Origin of the sequence: Mucilaginibacter myungsuensis, assembly GCF_015222005.1 — a bacterium.
GTDB classification, from domain to species: domain Bacteria; phylum Bacteroidota; class Bacteroidia; order Sphingobacteriales; family Sphingobacteriaceae; genus Mucilaginibacter; species Mucilaginibacter myungsuensis.
This window is the reverse complement of the sequence record NZ_JADFFL010000002.1, coordinates 561,051-573,526: the sequence shown is the minus strand read 5'-3', so window position 1 is coordinate 573,526 and position 12,476 is coordinate 561,051. Positions and strand designations below refer to the sequence as shown.

Genomic DNA, 12,476 nt, shown 5'->3' with positions numbered 1-12,476 from the left:
AAAAGGCGAAAGGTCTTTTGATAATATGAAGCCCTCCAACTTGGGGGGCTTTTTTTATATTCGCATAACCATGACCCACAAAGAAAAAAGAGCTTTAATGGATGAGGCCATCAAGGCTATAACTATTCCTTTTTTGAGAAAGCAAGGCTTTAAGGGCTCATTCCCACACTTCAGAAGAGTGAAGACTGACAGGATCAATTTGCTGACCTTTCAATTTAACATGTATGAGCCTAAGTTCGTGGTCGAGATCGCAAATTGTTCTAGCGAGGGCATTTACCGCGGATGGGGTAGTATCGTGCTCCCTAATAAATGTACTGCTCATGATATGTTCAATAGGCATCGGCTTGGTTCAAAAGCAACAGGTGACTCATGGTTCGATTTCGGTAAAACTTCGTTCTTTAGCAATGTTTATCAGAAACTTGCTAAAGATGTCATCGACTTTTGGACTGAAGCGGAAGATTGGTGGGAAAGGGATAAATGGGAACAACGGCTGATGAAGCCTGAAGGAGATAAGTGATCTTTTACCTTGCCCGTACAAGCCACAGTCTTGTACTGCCGTACAGTTAATTCTGCTCCTCATCAAACCACTTTAGCTTGTACATTCATCTCTAAAAACGTAAATTCGCTATCGAAACAAACTTTATCGCATGAAATTATTCCGGCTCACCATCATCATGGTGCTTACGATCCAATTATTCAGCTGCAAAAAAGGTGATACAGATGCTACGCCAACAAACATTAAAACAAGTGCTATTGTGGGCAAATGGAACTACTTACGTGATAGCGTCAATTATTTTAGGAATGGCGTGTTGGTGCATAGCCAGGTAGGTAAATATACCAAAGGCGAGATCATGCAGTTTAATGCGGACGGTACGGGCATAGACGGTACATTGATTTTTACCTATACACTCACCGGAGATAAACTGCACATGAAGTACCCAAAACAAAAAGATAGAGAAGCCGAAGAGAATATGCCCAAAACATTAGTACTCACCAGTAATAAACTCACCCTATTATACGGCGACCCGACCGACCGTAAAGACACTTATTATATCTTTTTATCAAGATAAGGTAACGAACCTAAAATACAAGATTATTAAAGTTACTAAGTTTTTAATATTTTGTAATGCTAACCGGATAGTATCAAATGTAAGCAACAGCACCGCAATTGAGCACCATATTGTCGCAAAAGGTTGTTCACGGGCGCATCCCGCCAGATGACAGACTACCTGACCATAAGCCGTTAATAATGAGATAATTGCACACGAACGCACAGCCCTCGTTCATTCGGCTTGTTCACGGCCATGAAAAACAGTGCTGACAATGAATCAGTTACACTTTCGGGGTGCTTCGTGTTCACGCGTGAACATGCTTAACAACCCCACCTGATCAAAATTTAGCATAGCGTAAAATTCGACAAGCTGGGGTTGATCGGGTCCGCTGCCCGTCCAGGTTCATGACTTGGATGCATTTCTATTTAAGCATCACCAGCCTATGTGGCGGCGTGCGAATTCTGGCCGTCAGTAGGTCGCGTTAGCAGCATTCCGGTCACCGTTCAAAAACTGACATTAATTTAGAACAAATCCAAAGCTGGTCGCTTATATTTGCATCAATACATTGATATTTAACCTTAAATAATAATCCGTTATGGCATTTACACTACCGGCGTTACCTTACGCTACCGACGCTCTGGAACCACACATTGACAAAGCTACCATGGAAATTCACCACGGAAAGCACCACCAGGCTTATGTTACTAACCTTAACAAGGCTTTAGAGGGCAAACCAGAGGCGACCGGCAACATCGAGGACATCGTTAAAAACATATCTAAATACCCTGCCGCAGTGCGTAACAACGGCGGTGGTCACTACAACCACAGCTTGTTCTGGACCATCCTGTCGCCTAACGGCGGTGGCGAGCCTACAGGCGCTTTGGCCGACGCGATCAAGAGCACTTTTGGTTCATTCTCTGAGTTCAAGACCAAAGTTTCTGAAGCCGGCGCTACCCGTTTTGGTTCGGGCTGGGCTTGGTTAATTGTTACTGCTGATAAAAAATTAGCCGTTACATCAACCCCTAACCAGGATTCTCCGTTGATGGATATCGCTGAGGTAAAAGGCACCCCGATCTTAGGTATCGACGTTTGGGAGCACGCTTACTACCTGAAATATCAGAACCGTCGCCCGGATTACCTGGCCGCTATCTGGAACGTGATCAACTGGGCACACGTTGCCGAATTATACGCGGCAGCTACCAAATAAGCTGAAAGATAATTTAAGAACGGTCCCGGTAATTCGGGGCCGTTTTTTGTTTAGGGAAGTTGGGGTGAAGATGACCGCAAAGGGCACAAAGAAAGAAAGCACAGAGCACACAAAGCTTCAATAATTCAAAACTTTGTGTTCTTTGTGTCTATTGGGAAAAGCAAGTCCTTTGTGACCTTTGTGGTAAAAAAAAATGAATGGATCTGAAAATGATCGGGCAGTATTCCATAGCGGCCGGTAGCCCCGCTATCCACTGCAAGGTTTGCCCACCTCATTAGCCCGACGCAACCTTTCCGTTATTATCGGGTTTATTTACAAAGGTCAGTGCAGGTCACTAACCTCTTCCCGATAACTATCGGGATAACTGATATACAATCTTTAAAATGAAAGCCATCGTATTAGAATCCCGGGAAAACCCCGTTGTATATAAAGACGTACCCAAACCCACTCTGCAACCCGTTGAGGTATTGGTACAAATAAAAGCCGCCGCCCTTAACCGCCGCGACTATTGGATAAGCACCGGCAAATATGCCGGCCTTAAATACCCTACTACTTTGGGTGCCGACGGTTCGGGCATTGTGACCGAAGTGGGCAGTGATGCCGATCAGGACTGGATCGGTAAAGAGGTCATCATCAATCCATCCCATAACTGGGGCGATTCGCCCGATTTTCAGGGTAATGATTTTAAGATCTTGGGCTTGCCCGAGGACGGCACTTTTGCAGAATACGTAAAGACCGAAACGCAATACCTGCACACCAAACCCGCCCACCTTAACTGGGAACAAGCTGCCGCGCTGCCCCTGGCCGGCCTAACGGCCTTCCGCGCTTTATTTGTTAAAGGCAAGGCAAAAAAGGGCGATAAGGTGCTGATCGTTGGTGTAGGCAGTGGCACAGGCACTTTTGTGTTGCAATACGCCGTCGCGGCAGGTTGCCAGGTATTTGTCACCTCGGGCACCGGCGAAAAGATAGAACAGGCCCGCCTGTTAGGCGCCAGCGCAGGCGTAAACTACAAAGCGCAAGACTGGGCCGAGCAATTGCGTCAACTGGCAGGCGGCTTTGATGTGGTGATAGACAGCGTACTGGGCGAAAGCTTTAGCAAAATACCAGCCCTATGTAACCCCGGCGCCCGCATCGTGACCTTCGGGGCGACCATGGGTGATATCCATGCGCTGAATGGCCGTATGATATTCTGGAAACAACTGCAGTTATTAGGCACTACCATGGGAACCATCGATGACTTTAACGCCATGAGCGACTTTGTAGACGAACACCAGATCATTCCCGTGGTTGATGAGGTATTCCCGCTGACTGATGCTAAACAGGCATTTGATAAAATGGGCAGCTCATCGCAATTTGGTAAGCTGGTATTGCGCGTGTGATGCTGGAGCTACGGGTAGAAGCGATCAGATGGGAGACAGGCGATACGGCCACGTATTTTTTGCGTGAGGTATTGGGCAAAGCCATCACTTATAAAGCGGGGCAATTCATCACGCTGGTGTTCCAACATCATGGCGAGGAATTGCGCCGCTCGTATTCTATCAGTTCCGCACCCGTCGATGAACTATTGGCCATCACCGTAAAGCGTGTCCCTAACGGCGAGCTGTCCCGCTTTTTGCTGATGCACGCTAAGGTCGGTAATGTGTGGCAGGCTGTTGAACCTGCGGGGCGTTTCGTTTTGGACGATACCGCGTCAGCTAAAGACATCTTCTTTTTTGCCGCCGGGAGTGGGATTACGCCGATCTTATCCCAGATCAAATTCGCGCTGGCTATTGATGGTGCAAGCGAATTGCATCTCATTTATAGTAACCGCAACCTCGCCAATACTTTATTCAAAGCGGAACTGGATGCACTGCAAGCCGGACATCCCGATAGGCTACAGATCATCTATTTGTTTAGTGGCGATGGCCAGCGGTTGAACAACGTGGGCATTGAAATGCTGGTTCAACAACAGTTACGCCACCACATGAAACAAGCGCAATTTTATTTGTGCGGACCGTTTGAGTACATGCGCATGGTTCGCCTGACCTTGCTCTACATGGGCATCAGTAAAGACCATATCCGCAAGGAGAATTTTGTGCTGGATATCATTAATGTAAGTGAGCCACCGATCAATTTTCCGCCACATAAAGTGCGCCTGATCTTTGACGATGAAGTGCATGATATTATTGCGGGCGAGAACCAGTCTATCTTACAAGCCGCGCTTCAAAACAATATCCAACTACCCTATAGTTGCCGCACCGGCATGTGTTCGACTTGTGTGGGTAAGTGTACATTGGGCAAGGTAGTGATGACCGCTAACGAGGTGCTGACCGACCGAGATATCACTGAAGGTTTGGTGCTTACCTGTACCGGGTATGCGCTGGGAGATGATGTGGTGGTGGAGTTTTGAGGGGCAAGCTTCTACATCACACACCCATCGGCAAATTAACCAGTTGTCATCCTGAATGCAGTGAAGGCCCTTCGCTACAATGCAAAGCAGATACGCAGATCCGATATGCTTAATGGTGAAGGTCCTTCACTGCATTCAGGATGACAAATTTAGTTAATAACATAACGCCCGCCACCATAAGAAAACGATCTTTATCCCGTCAGATCCCTCGCTTTTCATCTACCAACACCCTCTTCGTATAGACGAACGCCCCATCCCTGTATATCAACCCCCAAAACTACCGACGAACGCCTGTTTTTGGCGAAATATCAGCTTTTTGCCCGTTGGTCGAGATTAATGCCATGCTTGTCTAAATCAATTTTGAGGTCGGGAAATAGTGCGTTCCTTTGGATCATAGAAACACACAAACAAAAAATATTTACTCCACCAAAACTCAAAATATTATGAAAACCATCATCAAAACCTCAGCATTATTTTTCGGTATCGCTTTATTATCAACCGGCGCTTTCGCAGCAGATAAAGCCGACAAGACCAAAGAAGTTAAAGAAAAACAAAATGTAGTAGTGTTCAACTCACTTACCCAGGACCGTGGTGTACAAGTGATCGTCCACAAAGCCGAAGCTGCCAACACCGGCGTAAAGATCTACGATGCTAACGGCAAAGTAATGCTGAGCGATGTGCTTTCAAAAAAAGACGCGGTATCACAAAAAGGTTATGACCTTACTCAGTTAGAGGACGGCGACTACACCTTCCAGGTGACCGTTAACGGCGAGGTGACCAACAAATTGGTTCAGGTTTACAGCACCGATAATAATCAACGTGCCTTCTTCTTCAAACAGTAATAGTGTAATAAGTTTAGTTAATTAAAATGGGAAAAGTCCGGGCGCAAGGCCCGGACTTTTTTGTGTTAGCTCGTTATGTTTGTATGGCTTAAGATACCGTCAACTCACCGCGCAGGTCGGCTTCCAGCCATTCTTTTACTTGTATAGGGTCGGTGGTTTGCCCAAGCAGGTACATCATTTTGGTGACGGCGGCCTCGTAGGTCATGTCGTAACCGTTGGCTACGCCCATTTCCTTCAGCTCCTTGCTGGTCTCGTAACGGCCCAGTTCAACCGTGCCTACTTTACATTGAGATATATCCAGGATCACTTTACCATTAGCTATGGCCCCTCTCAGCAGGTCAAGGAACCACGCTTCGGTGGTGGTATTACCCGCGCCGAAGGTCTCCATCAAAATACCGCGTACATCGGCAGTAACAATGGCCTCGACTACCTTAGGGCTAATGCCCGGGTAAAGTTTCAGCACGGCTACATCACCCATTAGTTCCTTATGCACGATCAGCTGATCATCTTTAGGATGACGGATATCGTTCACGCTGTAGATCATGTGCACGCCGGATTCGGCCAGGATAGGATAGTTGGGCGAGCGGAACGCCTCAAATTTGACCGAATTATATTTGAACGACCTATTACCGCGGAAGAGTTTGTAATCAAAATAAACGCAAACCTCGGGCACGCGCGCTTTGCCGTTCTTTGTTGCCCGGGCTATCTCTATAGCGGTCATCAAATTATCCTTGGCATCCGTGCGGATAGATCCGATAGGTAATTGCGAGCCTGTGAAGATGACCGGTTTGGCCAGATTCTCCAGCATAAAGCTTAACGCCGAAGCCGTAAAAGACATGGTATCCGATCCATGCAGGATCACAAAACCGTCTACCTTATCATAATTGCTTTCGATCAGTTCGGCCAGTTGCCTCCATACCGCAGGGCTCATGTTAGATGAGTCGATGATCTCATCAAAAGAGTGGACCATCACGCGACAATCCAAACGTTCCAACTCCGGAACGTTATCCATGATCTGTTCAAAATTGATCGGTTTGAGGGCCTTTGTTTTAGGGTCCCTCATCATACCAATTGTCCCTCCGGTATAAATGATCAGTATCTGGTTCATGGAATTTTGGCTCGGCATACGGTGCAATTATACTATAAAATAAATTAGCGTTAAATGCCAAATGCCAATTTAGAATTGGCCGTAGTAATATCGGCGATCGTCGCAATATCCGTGTTGTGCAGCTCGGCTACTTTTTGTGCAACGTACACCAGATAAGAACTTTCATTCTTTTTACCGCGATACGGCACCGGCGTAAGGTAAGGCGAGTCGGTCTCTAATACAATATGTTTCAGGTCCACTTCGGCTACCACTTTATCCAGTCCGCCATTTTTGTAAGTGACCACACCGCCAATGCCCAGATAAAAACCCAGATCGGTAACCTTGTTGGCTTGCTCTAACGTTCCGCTGAAGCAATGAAAAATGCCGCGCAGGTCTTCATCGGCCTCTTCCTGTAGCACTTTGTACACCTCATCGAAAGCGTCGCGGCAGTGTATCACTATCGGTAGCTTATTTTGCTTAGCCCAGGCGATCTGCTGTTTAAAGGCATCTATCTGGATATCCAGCGTGGTCTTATCCCAATATAGGTCTATACCTATCTCGCCAATGGCGTAGATCTTATGCTGCGGGATTGCTTCGAGGATGGTTTGCAGTTGCACCTGGTAACCTTCCTTCACATCGCAAGGGTGCAGGCCCAGCATAGCGAAGCAATTATCAGGATGGGTCTTAACAAGATCAAACACCAGCGGCATCGAGGCTACATCCACATTGGGTAAGAACAAGCGGGTAACATCATTATCAAAACAACGCTGCATTAGTTCGGCGCGTTTTGCCGGGTCGGTCTCGTAGTATTGGTGCGTATGAGTGTCTGTTAAAACCATAGGGCAAAGGTAGCAAAAAGCTTTTTGGCGAGCGGGACAGCCGCGTACCACTGAACATATGTCCGCTGTCGGGTTTGGTCTTTTTTATAAAATAAGAGTGTCGCGTCGTTATTACTTATTTATTTTTATCGCAACAATTCCACCAATACTTTGTAATTTTCCCCAGATATATATCCTACGCTAAAATAATGTCATTAGATCCTACCATCCTCGAAAAAGTGAACGCCTGGCTTCAGGGAAGCTACGATGCGGAAGTTAAACAACAGATTCAAAAAATGCTTGATGACAACGCTGTCACTGAGTTAACGGACTCTTTTTATCGCGACCTTGAATTTGGTACAGGTGGCCTGCGCGGCATTATGGGCCCGGGAAGCAACCGTATCAATAAATATACTATCGGCACAGCTACACAAGGCTTAGCCAATTATCTATTAAAAAAATACCCCGGCGAAAAAGTAAGTGTAGCCATAGCGCACGATAGCCGAAATAATGCCGAACTGTTCTCGGCTGTTACGGCCGATGTATTTTCGGCCAATGGTATCCACGTTTATTTCTTCAACGCGTTGCGCCCAACGCCCGAGTTGTCTTTTGCTGTACGTCATTTAGGCTGCAAAAGCGGCGTGATGCTGACCGCATCACACAATCCTAAAGAATACAATGGTTACAAAGCCTACGGCGCCGACGGTGGTCAGTTTGTATCTCCTGAGGATACCGCTGTAATGGATGAGGTTGCTGCCATCAAAAGCATCGACGAAGTTAAATTTGAGCGCGTTGCTGAGAATATCGAATCGATCGGTGAAGAGATCGATAACTTATACCTGAGCAAGATCACCGAATTGTCGGTATCTAAAGAAGCTATTAAACGTCAGAAAGATCTGAAGATCGTTTACTCACCTATCCACGGTACCGGTATCACTTTGGTGCCTAAGGCATTGGAGCTGTTTGGTTTTGAGAACGTGATCTTGGTTGATGAGCAAACCACTCCGGATGGTAATTTCCCGACGGTAGTTTACCCTAATCCTGAAGAGAAAGAGGCTTTGACCTTAGCCCTTAAAAAAGCACAGGAAACCGATGCCGACCTGGTGTTGGCTACCGACCCGGACGCTGACCGTGTAGGCATCGCCGTTAAAAATACCGATAACGAATTCATTTTGCTAAACGGTAACCAGACCGGCAGTATGCTGATCAATTACCTGCTAAGCGCATGGGAAGAGGCTGGTAAACTGACGGGTAAGGAGTATATTGTTAAAACGATCGTAACATCTAACCTGATAGATACCATTGCTGCGGCCAAAAATGTTAAGTGCTTTAACACCCTTACCGGCTTTAAATACATTGGCGAGCTGATGACCAAACTTGAAGGTAAAGAAACCTTCATTGGCGGTGGCGAAGAAAGCTACGGCTACTTGATCGGTGAGTTAGTGCGCGATAAGGACGCGGTAGTTTCGGCAGCGTTCATCTCTGAGATGACAGCTTACTACAAAGACCAGGGCAGCAGCTTGTTCGAGGCTTTGTTAGAGACTTACATCAAATACGGATTCTACAAAGAGAAGTTGATATCGATCACCAAGAAAGGTAAGTCAGGTGCCGAAGAGATCAAGGCGCTGATGGAGAAATTCCGCAATGACCCACCTGCAACTTTAGGCGGATCTAAAGTGGTTACCCTGAAAGATTACGAACTGCGCGAAGAGACCGACCTGGCGAGCAATACCAAAAAGCCGATCGAGTTACCAAAATCGGATGTATTGCAATTCATTACCGAAGACGGCAGCATTATTTCAGCACGTCCGTCGGGTACCGAACCTAAGATCAAATTCTATTGCAGCGTTAACGGCAAACTAAGCAGTAAAGACGCTTACAAAGAGACTGACGCTGAACTGGAAGCCAAGATAGACGCTATTATTAAGGATCTGGGCGTTTAACACCCGGTCCGGATATACTTGAAAGGAGTTGACTTTGTCGGCTCCTTTTTTTGTTCAGGATGTATGGGTAAAGGTTGATCTAAAATACTAACCTTTAACTGACACACTTAGCAAAAAACAAAAACGTTTTTTGATTATCTTTGCTAAAATTTTGAGCGAGGGGCAAAGCGACCGTAAGATGGCTGAATTGTTGCATTATTTTAAAACGAATATTGAACAATTCGGTCCCTCCATAATTCAATAATTAACATGAGTGAAATTAAGGTCGACCTTGGCGAGCAAAGCAGTGTAGAAGTTTTTGGCGCACGGGTGCATAATTTAAAAAATATCGATGTCTCTTTTCCGCGTAACCAGCTGGTGGTGATCACCGGGCTGAGTGGCAGCGGGAAGTCGTCATTGGCTTTTGACACCATTTATGCCGAGGGGCAACGCCGTTATATGGAGACATTCTCGGCTTACTCGCGCCAATTTATGGGCGGGATGGAGCGCCCGGATGTGGATAAGGTTTCGGGCCTGAGTCCTGTGATCGCTATCGAGCAAAAGACCACCAGTAAAAATCCGCGCTCAACCGTGGGTACTATTACCGAGATATACGATTTTATGCGTCTGCTTTTTGCCCGTGCAGGCGATGCTTACAGCTACGTGACCGGCGAGAAGATGGAACGCATGAGCGAGGACCAGATCATGCGTGCGCTGTTAGAGAAATTTGACGGTCAGCCTGTAAATATCCTTGCCCCCGTGGTAAAAGGCCGTAAAGGTCACTACCGCGAGTTATTTGAATCGATCCGTAAGCAAGGTTATCTGAAAGTTTGGATGGATGGCGAGATCATAGATATCACGCCAAAAATGCAAGCCGACCGTTATAAGATCCACGATATCGATATCGTGATCGATCGTTTGGTGATCAGCGCTGATGATACCAAACGTTTGTATACATCGGTACAGGCGGCTTTGAAGATCGCTAAGGGCATCATCCGTATCGCTGATAAGGAGAACAACGTATCCTACTTTAGTAAATATTTGATGGATCCGGTGTCGGGCATATCTTATGATGAACCTCAGCCGAATACATTTTCGTTCAACTCGCCTTATGGTGCTTGCGAGAAATGCGGCGGCTTGGGATATATCTTTGAGGTGGACCGTAATTCGGTTATCCCTGATCCTAAGCTGAGCATTATGAACGGCGGCCTTGCCCCGATAGGTGAGTACCGCGATACCTGGATCTTTCAAGTGTTGAAAGCGCTGGGTAAAAAGTATGAGTTCTCGCTAAGTACGCCGATCAATAAACTGCCGGAAGATATTTTGGAGATGATCCTGAACGGGACACAGGAAATGATCACGGTATCGGTAGAGTATAATAAGTGGAACGTTCAGAATTACCAGATCACCTTCGACGGTATCATCCGCATGCTGGAAGAGCAGCAGGAGCGCCGCGGCGAGGAAGGAATGGACGACATGGAGAACTACCGTGTCTTAAAAACCTGCCCTACCTGCGAGGGTGCCCGCCTGAAAAAAGAATCGCTGAACTTTAAGATCGATAACAAGAACATCTTTGAGTTGGCGAGCATGGATATCAATAACCTGCATGCCTGGTTCGATGGGATAGAGGATAGGTTGAGTGAACGCCAAAACACCATCGCCAAAGAGATACTGAAAGAGATCCGCGCCCGTATCGTTTTCTTGCTGGATGTTGGGTTGAGTTATTTAACCCTCGATCGTACCACCCGTACGCTATCCGGCGGCGAGGCGCAGCGTATCCGGTTGGCCACGCAGATCGGTTCGCAGCTGATGAATGTGATGTACATTTTGGATGAGCCGAGCATCGGCCTGCACCAACGCGACAACGACCGTCTGATCAATGCGCTAAAAAACCTGCGCGATCTAGGCAATACGGTATTGGTGGTAGAACATGATAAGGACATGATCCTGATGGCCGACCACGTAATAGATATGGGGCCGGCAGCTGGCGTTCATGGCGGGCAGGTGGTAGCCGAAGGCACACCTGATGAGCTGATGAAAATGCACACGCTGACCACGCAATACCTGAATGGCGAGCGCGAGATAGCGATACCGAAAGTCCGTCGTGAGGGTAACGGTAAAAGATTGTCGCTAAAAAAAGCTACCGGGCATAATTTAAAGAAGGTAAGTGTAGACTTTCCATTGGGGAAACTGATCGGTGTGACCGGCGTATCAGGCAGTGGTAAATCAAGCCTGATCACCGAGACCTTATACCCGGTATTGAATACCCACTTCTTCCGCGCTAAAAAAGTGCCTTTGCCTTTTGAAAAGGTTGAAGGGCTTGAACATATTGATAAAGTGATCGAGATCGATCAAACGCCGATCGGTCGTACGCCAAGGTCAAATCCGGCTACTTATACCAGCGTGTTCTCGGATATCCGTAACCTGTTCGTCGCCCTGCCCGAGTCTAAGATACGCGGTTACAAACCCGGCCGTTTTAGTTTCAACGTAAAAGGTGGCCGTTGCGAAACCTGCCAGGGTGCAGGTATGAAGGTCATCGAAATGAACTTTTTGCCCGACGTATCAGTGCCGTGCGAGGAATGCGGTGGTCGCCGCTACAACCGCGAAACCTTAGAGGTGCGTTATCGCGGCAAGTCTATCAGCGATGTGCTGGATCTGAGCATTGAGGACGCGACCGCTTTCTTTGAGCATATCCCGTCTATCTATCGCAAAGTGAAAACCTTGCTGGATGTTGGTTTGGGTTATATCCGTTTAGGGCAGGCCTCTACAACGCTTTCAGGCGGTGAGGCGCAACGTGTAAAATTAGCTACCGAGTTATCTAAGAAAGACACCGGCAACACCTTCTATATCCTTGATGAGCCGACCACAGGTCTGCATTTTGAGGATATCAACGTACTATTAGGCGTACTGAACCAACTGGTAGATAAAGGCAACACTGTATTAGTGATCGAGCATAACCTGGACGTGATCAAAGTAGTAGACCACGTAATAGACCTTGGCCCCGAAGGTGGTTCAGGTGGTGGTAAGATCTTATTCCAAGGAACACCTGAAGGACTTTGCAAAGTGAAAGAAAGCTTTACGGGGATGTTTTTGAAGAAGGAGATGGGGGTGAAGTAAAATTAAGACAAGCTCCCTAACTTATCGGGAGCTTGTCCTATA

General features: G+C 46.9%; 10 protein-coding genes. 8 read left to right on the top strand and 2 right to left on the bottom strand.

The features are described 5' to 3' along the window. Positions 1-70 precede the first annotated feature (70 nt). From IRJ16_RS06365 to IRJ16_RS06340, 6 genes are all read left to right on the top strand, one after another. Positions 71-517 (top strand): DUF4304 domain-containing protein, encoded by a 447-nt coding sequence (locus IRJ16_RS06365; RefSeq protein ID WP_194110689.1) that lies wholly within the window; start codon positions 71-73, stop codon positions 515-517. A 130-nt stretch (positions 518-647) separates the two neighbouring features. Next, complete coding sequence (locus tag IRJ16_RS06360; RefSeq protein WP_194110688.1) at positions 648-1,070, top strand: hypothetical protein; 423 nt, start codon at positions 648-650, stop codon at positions 1,068-1,070. Positions 1,071-1,647: 577 nt separating this feature from the next. Beyond that, positions 1,648-2,259 (top strand): superoxide dismutase, encoded by a 612-nt coding sequence (locus tag IRJ16_RS06355; protein ID WP_194110687.1) that lies wholly within the window; start codon positions 1,648-1,650, stop codon positions 2,257-2,259. Between the two features lie 383 nt (positions 2,260-2,642). Continuing rightward, positions 2,643-3,638, top strand: a complete 996-nt coding sequence (locus IRJ16_RS06350; protein ID WP_194110686.1) for a zinc-binding dehydrogenase — start codon at positions 2,643-2,645, stop codon at positions 3,636-3,638. Beyond that, positions 3,638-4,648: a ferredoxin--NADP reductase gene (locus tag IRJ16_RS06345; RefSeq protein WP_194110685.1), complete on the top strand. Its 1,011-nt coding sequence runs from the start codon at positions 3,638-3,640 to the stop codon at positions 4,646-4,648. The genes IRJ16_RS06350 and IRJ16_RS06345 overlap by 1 nt, the downstream gene beginning before the upstream one ends. A 443-nt stretch (positions 4,649-5,091) precedes the next feature. Next, on the top strand, positions 5,092-5,490 hold the full coding sequence (locus tag IRJ16_RS06340) for a T9SS type A sorting domain-containing protein (RefSeq protein WP_194110684.1): 399 nt from the start codon (positions 5,092-5,094) through the stop codon (positions 5,488-5,490). Positions 5,491-5,578: 88 nt separating this feature from the next. Here IRJ16_RS06340 and IRJ16_RS06335 read toward each other — a convergent pair whose 3' ends face one another. Both IRJ16_RS06335 and IRJ16_RS06330 read right to left on the bottom strand, forming a co-directional pair. Next, positions 5,579-6,598 carry an asparaginase gene (locus IRJ16_RS06335; RefSeq protein WP_194110921.1) on the bottom strand — a complete coding sequence of 340 codons (1,020 nt, stop codon included), beginning with the start codon at positions 6,596-6,598 and terminating at the stop codon, positions 5,579-5,581. A 50-nt stretch (positions 6,599-6,648) separates the two neighbouring features. Then, complete coding sequence (locus tag IRJ16_RS06330) at positions 6,649-7,416, bottom strand: TatD family hydrolase (protein ID WP_194110683.1); 768 nt, start codon at positions 7,414-7,416, stop codon at positions 6,649-6,651. Between the two features lie 188 nt (positions 7,417-7,604). Here IRJ16_RS06330 and IRJ16_RS06325 point away from each other — a divergent pair, with 188 nt between their 5' ends. Together IRJ16_RS06325 and uvrA are read left to right on the top strand one after the other, a co-directional pair. Further along, positions 7,605-9,338 carry a phospho-sugar mutase gene (locus tag IRJ16_RS06325; protein WP_194110682.1) on the top strand — a complete coding sequence of 578 codons (1,734 nt, stop codon included), beginning with the start codon at positions 7,605-7,607 and terminating at the stop codon, positions 9,336-9,338. Positions 9,339-9,587: 249 nt separating this feature from the next. After that, positions 9,588-12,434, top strand: coding sequence for an excinuclease ABC subunit UvrA (gene uvrA, locus IRJ16_RS06320; RefSeq protein ID WP_194110681.1), 2,847 nt, complete (start codon positions 9,588-9,590; stop codon positions 12,432-12,434). The last annotated feature ends 42 nt before the right edge of the window (positions 12,435-12,476 follow it).

What these genes read in the sequence shown, in the direction of transcription:
- IRJ16_RS06365 (WP_194110689.1), top strand. Translation starts at nt 71, where the DNA reads ATGACCCACAAAGAAAAAAGAGCTTTAATGGATGAGGCCATCAAGGCT.
- IRJ16_RS06360 (WP_194110688.1), top strand. Translation starts at nt 648, where the DNA reads ATGAAATTATTCCGGCTCACCATCATCATGGTGCTTACGATCCAATTA.
- IRJ16_RS06355 (WP_194110687.1), top strand. Translation starts at nt 1,648, where the DNA reads ATGGCATTTACACTACCGGCGTTACCTTACGCTACCGACGCTCTGGAA.
- IRJ16_RS06350 (WP_194110686.1), top strand. Translation starts at nt 2,643, where the DNA reads ATGAAAGCCATCGTATTAGAATCCCGGGAAAACCCCGTTGTATATAAA.
- IRJ16_RS06345 (WP_194110685.1), top strand. Translation starts at nt 3,638, where the DNA reads ATGCTGGAGCTACGGGTAGAAGCGATCAGATGGGAGACAGGCGATACG.
- IRJ16_RS06340 (WP_194110684.1), top strand. Translation starts at nt 5,092, where the DNA reads ATGAAAACCATCATCAAAACCTCAGCATTATTTTTCGGTATCGCTTTA.
- IRJ16_RS06335 (WP_194110921.1), bottom strand. Translation starts at nt 6,598, where the DNA reads ATGAACCAGATACTGATCATTTATACCGGAGGGACAATTGGTATGATG.
- IRJ16_RS06330 (WP_194110683.1), bottom strand. Translation starts at nt 7,416, where the DNA reads ATGGTTTTAACAGACACTCATACGCACCAATACTACGAGACCGACCCG.
- IRJ16_RS06325 (WP_194110682.1), top strand. Translation starts at nt 7,605, where the DNA reads ATGTCATTAGATCCTACCATCCTCGAAAAAGTGAACGCCTGGCTTCAG.
- uvrA (WP_194110681.1), top strand. Translation starts at nt 9,588, where the DNA reads ATGAGTGAAATTAAGGTCGACCTTGGCGAGCAAAGCAGTGTAGAAGTT.